At 55.0% G+C, this 13,199-nt stretch carries 12 protein-coding genes; all 12 read left to right on the forward strand.

Translation table 11 applies throughout. From position 1 onward, the window contains the following. Positions 1-4 precede the first annotated feature (4 nt). The 12 genes from nuoE to AFERRID_RS00425 are packed head-to-tail and all read left to right on the forward strand — an operon-like array spanning position 5 to position 12,769. Positions 5-469 (forward strand): NADH-quinone oxidoreductase subunit NuoE, encoded by a 465-nt coding sequence (gene nuoE, locus AFERRID_RS00370; RefSeq protein WP_065414331.1) that lies wholly within the window; start codon positions 5-7, stop codon positions 467-469. After that, a complete protein-coding gene (locus AFERRID_RS00375) occupies positions 462-1,757 on the forward strand; it encodes a complex I 51 kDa subunit family protein (protein ID WP_197722461.1) in 1,296 nt (431 codons plus the stop codon). Before nuoE ends, AFERRID_RS00375 begins: the two co-directional genes overlap by 8 nt. Beyond that, positions 1,758-4,475, forward strand: a complete 2,718-nt coding sequence (gene nuoG, locus AFERRID_RS00380; protein WP_071183023.1) for an NADH-quinone oxidoreductase subunit NuoG — start codon at positions 1,758-1,760, stop codon at positions 4,473-4,475. Further along, positions 4,472-5,428 carry an NADH-quinone oxidoreductase subunit NuoH gene (nuoH, locus tag AFERRID_RS00385; protein ID WP_071183022.1) on the forward strand — a complete coding sequence of 319 codons (957 nt, stop codon included), beginning with the start codon at positions 4,472-4,474 and terminating at the stop codon, positions 5,426-5,428. The genes nuoG and nuoH overlap by 4 nt, the downstream gene beginning before the upstream one ends. 18 nt (positions 5,429-5,446) lie before the next feature. After that, on the forward strand, positions 5,447-5,980 hold the full coding sequence (gene nuoI, locus AFERRID_RS00390; RefSeq protein WP_035195059.1) for an NADH-quinone oxidoreductase subunit NuoI: 534 nt from the start codon (positions 5,447-5,449) through the stop codon (positions 5,978-5,980). Positions 5,981-6,028: 48 nt separating this feature from the next. Next, positions 6,029-6,532: an NADH-quinone oxidoreductase subunit J gene (gene nuoJ, locus AFERRID_RS00395; protein ID WP_071183021.1), complete on the forward strand. Its 504-nt coding sequence runs from the start codon at positions 6,029-6,031 to the stop codon at positions 6,530-6,532. Positions 6,533-6,535: 3 nt separating this feature from the next. Beyond that, positions 6,536-6,844 carry an NADH-quinone oxidoreductase subunit NuoK gene (gene nuoK / locus AFERRID_RS00400; protein WP_035195063.1) on the forward strand — a complete coding sequence of 103 codons (309 nt, stop codon included), beginning with the start codon at positions 6,536-6,538 and terminating at the stop codon, positions 6,842-6,844. Between the two features lies 1 nt (position 6,845). Next, positions 6,846-8,747, forward strand: coding sequence for an NADH-quinone oxidoreductase subunit L (nuoL, locus tag AFERRID_RS00405; protein WP_071183020.1), 1,902 nt, complete (start codon positions 6,846-6,848; stop codon positions 8,745-8,747). Further along, positions 8,744-10,252 carry a complex I subunit 4 family protein gene (locus AFERRID_RS00410; RefSeq protein ID WP_071183019.1) on the forward strand — a complete coding sequence of 503 codons (1,509 nt, stop codon included), beginning with the start codon at positions 8,744-8,746 and terminating at the stop codon, positions 10,250-10,252. Before nuoL ends, AFERRID_RS00410 begins: the two co-directional genes overlap by 4 nt. After that, positions 10,249-11,697: an NADH-quinone oxidoreductase subunit N gene (locus AFERRID_RS00415; protein WP_071183018.1), complete on the forward strand. Its 1,449-nt coding sequence runs from the start codon at positions 10,249-10,251 to the stop codon at positions 11,695-11,697. The genes AFERRID_RS00410 and AFERRID_RS00415 overlap by 4 nt, the downstream gene beginning before the upstream one ends. Before the next feature lie 41 nt (positions 11,698-11,738). Further along, the gene (locus tag AFERRID_RS00420) at positions 11,739-12,167 is read left to right on the forward strand and encodes a class I SAM-dependent methyltransferase (protein WP_126604123.1); all 429 of its coding nucleotides are present in this window, start codon (positions 11,739-11,741) and stop codon (positions 12,165-12,167) included. After that, positions 12,164-12,769, forward strand: a complete 606-nt coding sequence (locus tag AFERRID_RS00425; protein WP_083386388.1) for a histidine phosphatase family protein — start codon at positions 12,164-12,166, stop codon at positions 12,767-12,769. Before AFERRID_RS00420 ends, AFERRID_RS00425 begins: the two co-directional genes overlap by 4 nt. Positions 12,770-13,199: the final 430 nt, after the last annotated feature.

A 13,199-nucleotide genomic window follows, 5' to 3' on the forward strand; every position in this document is an offset into this window, starting at 1 on the left:
GCCCATGCTGACTATCGACGAACAACAGGAAATAGAGGCCCAATACCCCCGTTACGCCACCAAACAAGGGGCGAGTGTTGAGGCATTAAAAATTGTCCAACGCCGCTGTGGCTGGGTGTCCGACGAAGATGTCAAAGAGGTGGCTGCGTTTTTAGATATGCCTTACGAGGAATTGGAGGGTGTGGCGACTTTCTATAACTTGGTGTTTAGGCGGCCCGTCGGAAGACACACCATTCTTATCTGCGACAACGTCAGTTGCTGGATTACAGGTTATCGGGCCATACGCGATGCCCTCATTACCCGTCTGGGCGCTGAACTCGGCGAAACAACCGCCGACAAGCGATTTACTCTCTTGCCGATACCGTGTTTGGGGGCCTGCGACCATGCACCGGCTATGATGGTCGGACTGGATCTACACGGTGACCTTCAGGTGGATCAGATCGATGTAATTTTGCAGAAATATGAATAAAAACATTATGCCATACGACAAACCCCTTACGGCCAACATCGATCCCGGTCGTGAACCTCTTAACCTGCGGGAATATGAACAAGCGGGGGGGTATCGGGCTCTGCGTACCGCACTTCTCAGTCTGGAGCCCGCCCATATTACGAACTTGGTGCTCGATGCCGGCTTACGCGGTTGCGGCGGCGCCGGCTTTCCTACGGGAAAGAAATGGAACCATATGGAGCTCGGCAAGGACGCGCGGCACCCGAAGTATTTGGTCGTCAATGCGGATGAAATGGAACCGGGAACATTTAAAGATCGCTTCCTTTTAGAGGGGGATCCGCATCAGATGATTGAGGCGACCATCGTGAGTGGTTATGCCATTCAAGCTGATATTGCCTATATATTTTTGCGCTGGGCCTACAATCGTGCCGCGCAGCGGCTCACGAAGGCCATAGCCGAAGCCTACGACAAGGGCTACCTCGGAAAAAATATCCTGGGTTCCGGATATAGCTTGGATATCTATCTGCACACCAGTGCAGGTCGCTACATATGCGGAGAATCGAGCGCCATGTTAAACGCCATTGAAGGGAAGCGCGCCATGCCGCGCAAAGATAGCCATGCCACAGCAAGTGGCTTGTGGGGCAAACCGACTGTTGTTAACAACGTTGAAACCCTTTGCAATGTGCCGCACATCGTGAATAACGGGGTCGCCTGGTACAAGGGCCTCAGCATCACTAAAGCCGGCGGCACGAAGATCTATGGTGTGAGCGGCAAGGTGCGGCATCCGGGCGCGTGGGAACTGCCGATGGGCACTTCCATGCGTGAAATTCTTGAAGAACATGCCGGCGGGATGCGCGCGGGACTGAAGTTTCGGGCGCTGTTACCGGGCGGCGCGTCGACCGCGTTTGTCCTTGAAGAAGGGTTAGACGTCAGCATGGATTTTGATTCACTGCAGGCGTTGGGGAGTCGTATGGGCACCGGCACGATGATTATCCTCGATGATAAGACCTGTCCGGTGGATATGTTGGTGAGCCTGCAGCGCTTCTTTGCGCAAGAATCTTGTGGCTGGTGTACCCCCTGCCGCGAAGGGCTCCCATGGATCGCGAAAATGCTGGTTGCGATTGACGAGGGCGCAGGCAAAACAGAGGATTTAGACGAACTGGCGGTTCATGCGAAATTTTTGGGTTCCGGATATACCTACTGCGCACTGGCTCCAGGCGCAACTGCATCCCTCGAAAGCGGCCTAAAGTATTTTAAAGCCGATTTTGAACGTCATGTGCACGACAAACATTGTCCTTGGAGAACGTAAATGGCGACAATCTTCATTGACAACCAGCCTTACGAGGTCTGTTCGGGCCAGAGCCTGCTTCAGCAGTGCCTAACGTTGGGTATGGATATTCCCTACTTCTGTTGGCATCCAGCACTGGGGGCAGTCGGCGCTTGTCGCCAATGTGCGGTAAAAGAGTTTCGTGATGAAAAGGACACCCAAGGACGCGTGGTCATGTCTTGTATGACGCCCATAAAAGATGGTATGCGCATTTCTGTGAACGATCCGCAAGTGCGGGAATTTCGCGCCCACGTCATTGAATGGCTTATGGAGAATCACCCCCATGATTGTCCCATCTGTGACGAAGGCGGTGAATGTCATTTGCAGGACATGACGGTGATGTCCGGTCACACTTATCGCCGGTACCGATTCAAGAAACGGACGTTTCGCAATCAGGATCTCGGCCCGTGCATTAACCACGAGATGAATCGTTGCATTACCTGCTACCGGTGCATCCGCTTTTATCAGGATTACGCGGGAGGCCATGACCTTCGGGCCTTTGCCTCCAAAGATCATGTCTACTTCGGGCGTCATACGGACGGTACCCTAGAAAGCGAGTTTAGTGGCAATCTTGTCGAGATCTGCCCGACCGGTGTTTTTACTGACAAGACCCTAAAAAAACACTACACGCGCAAATGGGACCTACAGACATCGCCATCGGTATGCGTCCACTGTGGGTTAGGTTGCAACATTATTGTCGGTGAACGATACGGGAAGGTACGCCGCATCTTGAATCGTTACAATGGCCAGGTAAACGGCTATTTCCTTTGCGATCGGGGCCGGTTTGGCTATGAGTTTGTCAACAACGATAACCGGTTGCGCCAACCTTCGCTGGGCACTTATGAACGATCGGCGTTGGCGACGAAGCCGCAGACGTTGGCGGCCATGGCAGACCTTGTCCGTAACGACAGGAGGCTTATCGGTATAGGCTCGCCGCGCGCTTCCCTTGAAGCCAACTTCGCACTCAAAACACTGGTCGGCGCCGATCGGTTCTATTTAGGTACGTCGGACACTGATACCCACCTCGTGGCGATCATCCTCGATATTCTACAGCGAAGCCCCGCCAAAATTGCCTCTCTCTACGATGTAGAGCGAGCCGACGCGGTCTTTATTCTCGGCGAGGATGTGTCCAACACCGCTCCCCGCTTGGCGCTAGCCTTACGCCAGGCCCTGCGTACCGCGTTTGGTGGACTTCTTGAAACTTTGCACATCGCGCCCTGGCTTGATCGTGCGGCGCGCCAAGCCAGCGCTTTGGAGGCCGCCTCCCCGATTTACATCGCGACCCCCAATGCCACACGTCTTGACGATATCGCAAGGGGGCTTTTTCGCGCCGCGCCCGACGATATCGCACGGCTGGGATTTGCCGTCGCCCATGAACTGAGCACCCAAGCACCGGCAGTAACGGACTTGACCGACGAGATGGGAAGCCGGGCCGCCGCGATCGCTGCGGCGCTGCGGCAAGCAAGTCATCCGCTGATCATCTCCGGGATCGGCTGCGCCAGTCCGGCAGTGATCCACGCCGCGGCCAATGTGGTGGCGGCACTCTGCGAAATCGGCAAGGACGCCCAACTTTGTTTAACGGTCGCCGAAGTCAACAGTTTGGGATTGGCGATGATCGGCGGACACCGCCTCAGTGAAGCCTTTGCGGTTGTCCATGAGGACGGGGCGCCAACAGTCATTGTTCTGGAAAATGACCTTTACCGGCGGGCGTCTCAGTCTTCGGTAGATGCGTTTCTGAAAGTAGCCGGTCACGTGATTGTCATCGACCACACGGCCAATAACACGACCGCCCTGGCCGATTGCCGATTGCCGGCGGCCACGTTTGCCGAAGGGTCGGGCACTTTCGTCAGCAGCGAGGCGCGTGCACAACGGTTCTTTAGTACAGTAGGGCCTAGTGAAAATGTTCAAGAGAGCTGGCGATGGGTCCGCGACATTGCCGCGATACGCGGATCTGAACCGGCGTCCGGTTGGAATCGTCTTGATGACGTGACGGCTGCTTGCGCTCAGACTGTACCGCTACTGCATTCTATTCCCGAGGCGGCACCCAATGCCAACTTTCGGATCGTTGGGCAAAAGATCCCGCGAGAACCGCATCGCGCCAGTGGCCGCACCGCCATACACGCGCAGGAACACATAAGCGAACATCGGCCACCAACCGACCGGGATTCCCCTTTTGCATTTTCCATGGAAGGCGCCCTAAACCCGCCGCCTGCGGCGCTGATTCCGGTCTACTGGGCGCCGCGCTGGAATTCGGTGGCGGCGACCGCCAAGTTTCAGAGTGAAGTGGGGGGACCGTTGCGCGGTGGTGATCCGGGCGTACGGCTTATCGAACCGGCGCCAACGGCCATACCCATCTATGCTGTCGAGGTGCCCGCCGCATTCCAGCGCCGAAGTCAGGAATGGTTGGTGCTGCCGCTGTATTATGTGTTCGGCAGTGAAGAACTGAGCGCCCAGGCACCGGCAGTGGCGGACCGCTCACCGACGCCCTATCTCTGCTTAAACCCCGAAGATGCTGCCGCTTTTGGCGGTGCCGGGGATTGTCGGGTAGGCCTGACTATCAACGGCACTGTTTATGACCTACCCATCCAGCTTATGAACGACCTGCCCGTTGGTATCGCCGGTTTGCCCGCCGGCCTGCCGGGTATCCCGACAGCATCGTTGCCCGCCTGGGGTACGTTGGCCCGAGGGTTGCCTCTATGACCCCCATCGCCGCCGGCCTCCTAAACGTCTTCGGTATCCTTTTTGCGGTACTTGGCATGAGCGCTGGTCTGATCTGGGTTGAACGGCGTCTACTGGCATTATGGCAGGATCGTTATGGGCCTAACCGAGTCGGCCCGTTCGGCTTACTGCAAGTTGTGGCCGACATGATCAAGATATTCTTCAAAGATGATTGGATACCGGCGTTTGTCGACAAACCAACGTTTGTATTGGCACCAATGATCATTGTGATTACGACACTCCTGGCATTCGCCGTGATACCTCTGGCTCCCGCTATCGGCGTTGCTAACCTCAACATCGGCCTTTTGTTTGTGCTCGGTATGTCATCGCTGAGCGTCTACAGTATCGTATTGGCGGGCTGGTCCTCGAATAATAAATACAGCCTTTTAGGTGCCCTCCGTGGTGCCGCTCAAATGTTAAGTTATGAAGTCTTCATGGGCCTGTCTCTACTAGGTGTAGTCGCCCTATCGGGGTCATTCAATCTCCGCCAGATCGTCGAATCCCAGAAAGGCCTGTGGTTTTGTATTCCACAGGTTTTCGGGTTTATCGTTTTCGTGATAGCGGGTATCGCGGAAGCGCGGCGACTTCCTTTTGACCTGCCAGAGGGAGACGCCGAATTGATTGCCGGTTTTCACACCGAGTACTCAGGGCTCAAGTTCGGTCTGTTTTTTGTTGGTGAGTACATCGGCGTAATTCTTATAGCGGCCCTGATTACGACCCTTTTCTTTGGTGGCTGGCTAGGTCCGTGGCTGCCGCCTATCGTCTGGTTTCTTATTAAGCTCCTTTTCTGGATCGCCTTTTTTATTCTGTTACGCGCGGCGTTGCCGCGGCCTCGTTACGACCAGATAATGGCCTATGGCTGGAAGGTTATGTTGCCAGTTTCGTTAGGCAATCTGGCGATAACGGGTGCCGTAGTATTGGTGTTGCATCGGTAATGGACAAGGATACGTCAAATGATACTTGATGGCCCCATTGGGAGTTCCTTAAAAACGATCTGGGAAGTTTTACGTCACACGTTTGCACGACGCGTGACCATCCAATACCCCGATGAACAACCCTATCTGCCACCACGCTGGCGTGGGCGCATCATTCTTTCGCGTGATCCTGATGGCGAGGAGCGTTGTGTCGCCTGCTATCTCTGTGCGGTTGCGTGCCCCGTCGATTGCATTGCCTTGCAAGCAACCGAGGATTCGGAGGGGCGGCGTTATCCAGAGTTCTTTCGCATCAACTTCTCGCGTTGCATTTTCTGCGGGTTATGCGAAGAAGCGTGCCCAACATACGCCATTCAGCTTACGCCTGATTTTGAGATGTGTGAGTACGACCGAACGAACCTTGTTTACGAGAAAGAGCATCTGACTATTAGCGGAACCGGCAAATATCCGGATTATAACTTCTACCGTGTCGCGGGCGTCGCTGTCGGCGTAAAAGACAAGGGCAACGGAGAAAATGAAGTGTCACCAGTCGACGTCAAGAGCTTGATGCCTTGATGAGGCATCGCGTTCACGGTTGGGAATATTATTTTCAGAGGATCGTTTATGGAAATCTCTTTCTACATTGCCTCTATAGTTGCTGTCGTGGCAACCGTTATGGTTATCACCGGACTCAATGCCATCCATGCACTTCTCTATTTCGTCGTCTCGCTGCTCGCCGTGGCGGTAGTCTTTTATATCCTCGGTGCACCTTTTATCGCTGCGCTAGAGGTTATCGTTTACGCAGGCGCGATCGTGGTGCTGTTCGTGTTTGTTGTCATGATGCTCAATATCGGCAAAGAGGTCATCGCGCAGGAGTGGCGGTGGCTAACGCTAAGAATTTGGGTGGGGCCCACTATTCTCTCAAGCATTCTCTTCATTGAACTAATAGACATGCTCAGTCAGGGTGGGAACCATCCCGCAGGTCAAACATTAGTGGGACCCAAGGCCGTCGGGGTCCTGTTGTTTGGCCCCTATCTCCTGGCCGTGGAGATAGCCTCCATGCTGCTACTTGCAGGGCTCGTCGGCGCCTACCGTATCGCTCAACCCGAACGGAAAGGAGAAAGCTAACCCATGTCAACCGTACCCATGACATACGGACTTTTTCTGGCCATGGTCCTTTTCGTGCTCGGTCTTATTTGCGTGCTTGTTCGACGCAACATTATTTTCATATTGATAGGACTAGAGATCATGCTAAACGCCTCGGGACTTGCGTTTGTGGTGGCGGGCGCACGCTGGGGGAGTGGTGATGGGCAAATTATGTTCATTCTGATTCTGACGCTGGCCGCGGTCGAAGTGTCTATTGGGCTTGCCCTCATTCTCCAGATGGACCGGCAGCAGAAAACGCTCGATATCGATTCCATCAGCAAAATGCGAGGCTGAGATGCTAGACCTCTTGTGGCTTGTGCCGACCTTTCCGCTTCTTGGATTTTTGATCCTCTTTGTGACAGCCGGTGCGCTCAGTCGACGCGCAATTGCGATCGTCGGTGTGGGCTCGGTGGGACTGTCGATGTTGGTATTTATGGCTGTGGTCGCCACATTTCTTCACACACCCCCGCTGGGGCATGCGTATACGCAGACACTTTGGACGTGGGTCAATGTCATGGGCTTTGATCCGAAGATCGCCTTCTATCTAGATCCCCTGTCGCTCATTATGACGCTGGTGGTGACCTTCGTCGGTTTTCTTATTCACCTTTACTCTACTGAGTTTATGATCGACGACGACGGCTACAACCGCTTTTTCGCTTATATGAATTTGTTTGTCGCGTCCATGCTCATCCTTCTTTTGGCTAACAACCTGTTATTGCTGTTCGTCGGCTGGGAAGGCGTAGGCCTATGCAGCTATCTGCTGATCGGATTCTGGTATGACAAACCAGAAAACGGCGCAGCGGCCCAAAAAGCCTTTATCGTCACCCGGATTGGCGACGTCGCCATGGCGGTCGGATTGTTTCTGCTGTTTACCCACCTGGGAACGCTCAACATACAAGAACTGATGCAGCGCGCCGTCCGCGCGTGGCCGGTCGGCACTGATTTACCGATCGCCGCGGCTTTGCTGTTACTGGGCGGCGCCGTGGGGAAGTCTGCCCAACTTCCTTTGCAGACCTGGCTCCCGGACGCCATGGCCGGGCCTAGTCCTGTCAGCGCCTTAATCCACGCCGCGACCATGGTAACCGCCGGGGTCTATCTGATCGCCCGTATGCATGTCTTGTACGGTCTGGCGCCCTCAGTCGAACACCTTATCGCGATCGGTGGCGCACTCACACTTCTCTTGGCGGGCTTTAGTGCCTTGACGCAGTGGGATATTAAGCGCGTCTTGGCCTATTCCACTATGAGCCAAGTGGGATATATGTTTCTGGCCAACGGGGTGGGGGCCTATTCACCGGCCATTTTTCACTTCATGGTTCACGCCTTTTTCAAGGCGCTCCTATTCCTCAGCGCGGGCCTCGTCATCCAGGCCACAGGGGATGAGCACAACATCTTTAAGCTCGGTGGCTTACGGAAAGAGCTACCCTTTATATTTTGGCCGTTCCTTATTGGTGCCTCGACGTTAGCGGCGGTGCCCCTGGTGACCGCGGGATTCTATAGTAAAGGGTTAATTCTCCAAGACGTCTGGTCATCGACCAACGGCGGCCCGTGGCTGTGGGCCGCCGCTTGGGTTGGCGAATTTCTCACTGGCATGTATGCCTTTCGCCTCGTTTTTCTCGTTTTCTTTGGAGAATCGAAGACCCCGATTCGGCCACAGTACCGGGCGGGCTACCGCGTAATGATCCCGCTCATCGCCCTTTCGGCACTTTGTCTCGTCGGAGGGTTTATTAACCTTCCACCGGGCCTTGGTAACACGCCGTGGTTCACACATTTCCTCCACACAGCCCTGCCACCGACGCCCAAGGTGTCCGCACACGGCGATATGGAAACCCGTTTTACCTTGATGGGACTCGCGGCCGCTGCTTCGCTCGGTGGTATTTACTCTGCCTGGCTCTTTTTCCGCCATGGTCGTGGCATGCATTGGCTTGCGAACACGGGGTTCGGTGCGGCCGTGCACCGCCTGTGGTTTACGGACTGGGGCTTTGATGGGTTATACGACCGGGCATTGGTCCGTCCGTATCGGTATTGGGCGCATCTCAATCGTAACGACTTTATCGATAGCGTCTACGACGGCGTCGCATGGGTCACTCGACGAACTCACCGGCTAGCCGCGACGACGCAAAACGGGCAACTACGCAGATATACGATGGTTCTCGCCACCGGTTCCGTGATCTTTATCACTATGGTGGTCTTTCTATGATCCTCATTAGCCTTATCGCGGTGTTATTTGGCGGGGGGCTTCTCGCCTGGGCATTGGGACGCTGGAACCCTCAGGCGTCACGGTGGGTATCGCTGCTCGCGCTCACCACCGACCTTGTTCTGGCGTTAGACTTGTGGAAGCGGCATGCCGATGCTGTGGGGCTATCAGGAAAAGGGCCGTGGATCACAGCGGTGAACCTGGCTTGGATCCCCCAACTCGGTATTCGTTTTCATCTCGCGCTTGATGGCCTAAGCCTTCTGTTGGTCGTCCTTACGCTCTTTTTAGGCCTCATGTCGGTCGTGACGTCGTGGCGGGAAATTAAGACACATGTCGGCTTCTTTCACTTTAACCTGCTATGGGTACTCGCCGCGGCTCTCGGGGTGTTTCTTGCCCTGGATCTCTTCTTATTCGCTTTTTTCTGGGAAATGATGTTGGTGCCCATGTATCTCCTGATTGGCATTTGGGGCCACGAAAATCGCGCTTACGCGGCTATCAAGTTCTTTATCTTTACCCAAGCAAGCGGGCTTCTGATGCTGGTCGCCATTATTGCGCTCGCAATGATCCACTATGCCGATACTGGAGTACTCACGTTTGATTACTTTCAGCTTTTGCACACGCCCCTGAGTCCAGCGATCGCGACCTGGCTCATGCTCGGCTTTCTTGCTGCGTTTCTGGTGAAACTGCCTGCCGTGCCGTTCCATACCTGGCTCCCTGACGCCCATACCCAAGCACCGACGGCCGGCAGCGTGATCCTCGCCGGGGTATTGCTACAAACGGGGGCCTATGGCTTGCTCCGTTTTATCGTGCCGCTGTTTCCGCATGCCGCTTTACGCTTTACGCCGATCGCGCTCACGATCGGTGTCATTGGTATCCTGTATGGTGCGTTTCAAGCGTTTGCGCAAACCGACCTCAAACGCCTCGTCGCATACGGTAGTGTCAGTCACATGGCGTTCATTCTTTTAGGGGTTTTTACCTGGAACGCCCTCGCGCTGCAAGGGAGCGTTATGCAAATGCTGGCCTCTGGTCTTAGCACCGGCGCACTCTTTATGCTGGTCGGTTCACTGCAGGAACGCATTCACACCCGCGATATGACGAAGATGGGCGGGATATGGTCGATCGCACCACGCATGGGTGCCATCGGCATGTTTTTTGCTATGGCCGCTCTCGGAATACCAGGGCTTGCAAATTTCCCGGGGGAGTTCCTCACGCTGCTCGCTACCTATCGTGCACATGTGACGCTGACGATCCTCGCCACGGCAGGGTTCGTCCCGGCAACCATCTATGCACTTACGCTCGTCCAGAAAACGTTTCACGGCAAAAAATCGCAGGATATGGTTTTCGTGGACTATTCCGTTCGGGAAATGTCGATGATGTCGGTGTTAATGTTGGTCGTCATTTGGCTCGGCGTCTACCCACAGTCGGTACTGAGCCTTGCCAGTCCGGCATTAATGGGGCTACAGCATATGGCTGCGCTACCGCATACTCTGGCGGGCACCAGGCCATGATAAATTCAGACGGGATCGCGCTGTTACCGCTTATTATTCTAGGGGTCTCAGTGGTGGTTGTCATGCTCCAGATTGCCTTCTATCGGCACCACGGGACGACCCTTCTGTTAACGTTGTTGGGGCTTATCGGGGCTCTATCCACCATACCGATGGCCTGGCATATCACGCCCATTGCTGTTACTCCGTTGTTGATGATCGATCGATACGCGCTCTTTTATGCCGCGCTTATCATCGTGGCCGCCTTTTTTATTGCCGTGCTTGCCTATGGCTATCTGGAAGAACGCCCGGGCCGTCGGGAAGAATTCTATATCCTATTATTACTGGCGACCCTGGGATCTGCAGTAATGGTGGCGAGCAGCGATTTTGCGTCGTTCTTTCTCGGGTTAGAACTCCTAAGCGTTTCTTTGTTCGCTTTGGTTGCCTACCCCATGAGCGAGACCCTCTCGCTTGAGGCGAGCATCAAATATCTCGTACTTGCCGGTGTTTCCTCATCCTTCCTTTTGTTAGGAATGGCGTTAGTCTATGCCCAACTGGGGACTATTCAGTTTCATCAAATCGGACTGATACTGGCAAGCAACCATTTTGCAACTGATTATTTCTGGCCGATTGGCTTGGTGATGATTGTCACGGGCGTGGGCTTTAAGCTCGCGCTAGTGCCTTTTCACATGTGGACACCTGATGTATACGAAGGCGCGCCGGCGCCGGTAACCGCCTATGTTGCCACCGTCTCCAAGGGCGCGATGCTCGCGCTATTACTCCGTTATTTTATTTTGACAGGCGCGCATCACGACTATCTGATATTTTTGGTACTCAGTACCATCGCTATCGCATCAATGTTGGTGGGAAACATTCTCGCGCTCCTTCAAAACAATATGAAAAGAATTCTCGCCTACTCGTCTATCGCTCACTTTGGCTATGTACTCGTAGCATTTCTGGCCGCAGGGGCCTTGGGCATCGAGGCGGTCACGTTCTACCTCATCGCCTACTTTGTCGCGATGCTCGCAGCTTTTGGCGTCATCACCCAATTGTCGATACATGAGGGTGCGAAAGATCGGGCTCTTATTGAGGATTATCGCGGTCTTTTTTGGCGGAAACCAGCGTTTGCGGGCATATTCGCAATAGCGCTATTTTCACTGGCGGGCATGCCACCGACGGTCGGATTCATAGCGGAATTTTACGTGATTCTGGCCGGCGTCGCTGCGCAACTGTGGCCTTTGATTTTCGTCTTAGTGGTCGGGAATGCCATTGGTTTGTACTATTATCTTAGAATCATTATCGTTATGTTTGGGTCACCCACAACAGAAAATATCGTGCGCGATACCACGCCATTTTGGGCCGGGAACCTAGTGCTGATATCGCTCACTGTTTTAATGGTGTCGTGGGGCGTTTACCCGGACATGCTGATGCAGATCGTGAAAACGGCAGCGACAGGATTAAGTCATTGAATCCGTCTTCGCCTTGCCGTCTTCGTGCACGCTCAAAAAACATGCGGAGCCTGTCGCGTCCGTATCGAAAGGTCAGCAGAAACCACCGCGGGCACCGACCGTGGCCCAGCGGCCTGCCTGGCGTCTTCTCCGCAGACGGGCCTCACCTTCCCATAAGGCAGACGGATCGCTACCCGCGGACCCGCTGCTGCGCTCGACGGCACCTACAGAACGCGGGTTGCCTCGCCCGTGTCGCGGGGCCTGCTTGCAGTGACTTCATCGACAAGTATATCTTTCCCGATGGCGAAATCCCCCATCTGTGGCGGGTGATCCAAGATATGGCAGGACAGGATCTCGAAGTTCTAGATGTGGAAAATAATCTCCATCCCCATAGGGCGGGCGAGGCATTGACTCCCCGGCACTGGGAACGCCGTTATCAGTATCAGAAGGACCGCTTCCGGCTGGCGGAACCGGATTGGTGTGATCTGTGAGTGATACTCTGCAGAGTATCACCCTGGTGCGCCACGGAATGACCGAATGGGCAGCCGATGGTCGCCACACTTCCGTGACCGACATCGGGCTCACCCGCGAGGGTCGGGAGGAGGCTTTGGCGCTCTGGACCATCTTTCGCGATAACGGGCACCAATTTGACGGCATCTACACGAGCCCTCTGCGTCGCGCCCGCCATACGGCCATTCTGACAGGTTTCACTGACGCCGAGACGCAGAAAGAATTACACGAATGGCGTTATGGTCGCTATGAGGGTAAGACCACTCCTGAAATCCATCAAGAGGTACCAGACTGGACCATCTTTCGTTGTGGTGCTCCGGAGGGGGAAAGTCCGGAGGATATCCAGCAGCGCTGCTGCAGGTTGCTGGAAGGCTGGCAGGAACACGGGCATCACCGTGTGCTCTGTTTCTCCCACGGGCACATCCTGCGGGCTCTGGCCTGCTGCTGGCTGGAAGTCGATCTGGCCTTTGGCGATCATCTGCACCTCGATGCCGGCAGCATCTCCCAGCTGGGTCATGAGCATGACACGCCGGCCATCATCTTCTGGAACCTGCTTCCGGAACCCAATCTGCGTCCCCGGTAAATGGTCACCACGGCCGACGGGATAGCGGAAGTGAGCGCGGCCACAGTGATGGCGGACGATCTCTGTGGTACCCAGCGCAGCACCCTCGGCGACAACAAAAGCTGCGATTATCGTGACTTCGTCCAGGTGTTGCGGGAGAAGCACGTTACTCCCCATATGACGCGTAAGCGTCAGGGATCGGCCGTCGATGGACTTACGACGCGCCATCCTGGCTATGTCATGAACATCAATGCTCGTCGCAGTATCAAGTCAATCTTTCGTTGTATGAAGACCGTGCGGGAAGCTATGAAAAACCCGTTACCGGGGCCTGTAGCGCGTCCATCTTCACTTCGGCGTGACGGCAACGGCCTACAACATCCTGCATATTTCTCGGCTGATGATGGCCTGACAGGGATTGGCGTGCTTGACATTCGCGAATCGGTGAGAATCC

It is taken from the genome of Acidithiobacillus ferridurans, assembly GCF_003966655.1.
Taxonomy (GTDB): domain Bacteria; phylum Pseudomonadota; class Gammaproteobacteria; order Acidithiobacillales; family Acidithiobacillaceae; genus Acidithiobacillus; species Acidithiobacillus ferridurans.

Coding starts and splice junctions, on each gene's coding strand:
- nuoJ (WP_071183021.1), top strand. CDS start 6,029: ATGGAAATCTCTTTCTACATTGCCTCTATAGTTGCTGTCGTGGCAACC.
- nuoL (WP_071183020.1), top strand. CDS start 6,846: ATGCTAGACCTCTTGTGGCTTGTGCCGACCTTTCCGCTTCTTGGATTT.
- nuoG (WP_071183023.1), top strand. CDS start 1,758: ATGGCGACAATCTTCATTGACAACCAGCCTTACGAGGTCTGTTCGGGC.
- nuoE (WP_065414331.1), top strand. CDS start 5: ATGCTGACTATCGACGAACAACAGGAAATAGAGGCCCAATACCCCCGT.
- AFERRID_RS00415 (WP_071183018.1), top strand. CDS start 10,249: ATGATAAATTCAGACGGGATCGCGCTGTTACCGCTTATTATTCTAGGG.
- AFERRID_RS00410 (WP_071183019.1), top strand. CDS start 8,744: ATGATCCTCATTAGCCTTATCGCGGTGTTATTTGGCGGGGGGCTTCTC.
- AFERRID_RS00420 (WP_126604123.1), top strand. CDS start 11,739: ATGCGGAGCCTGTCGCGTCCGTATCGAAAGGTCAGCAGAAACCACCGC.
- nuoH (WP_071183022.1), top strand. CDS start 4,472: ATGACCCCCATCGCCGCCGGCCTCCTAAACGTCTTCGGTATCCTTTTT.
- nuoI (WP_035195059.1), top strand. CDS start 5,447: ATGATACTTGATGGCCCCATTGGGAGTTCCTTAAAAACGATCTGGGAA.
- nuoK (WP_035195063.1), top strand. CDS start 6,536: ATGTCAACCGTACCCATGACATACGGACTTTTTCTGGCCATGGTCCTT.
- AFERRID_RS00375 (WP_197722461.1), top strand. CDS start 462: ATGAATAAAAACATTATGCCATACGACAAACCCCTTACGGCCAACATC.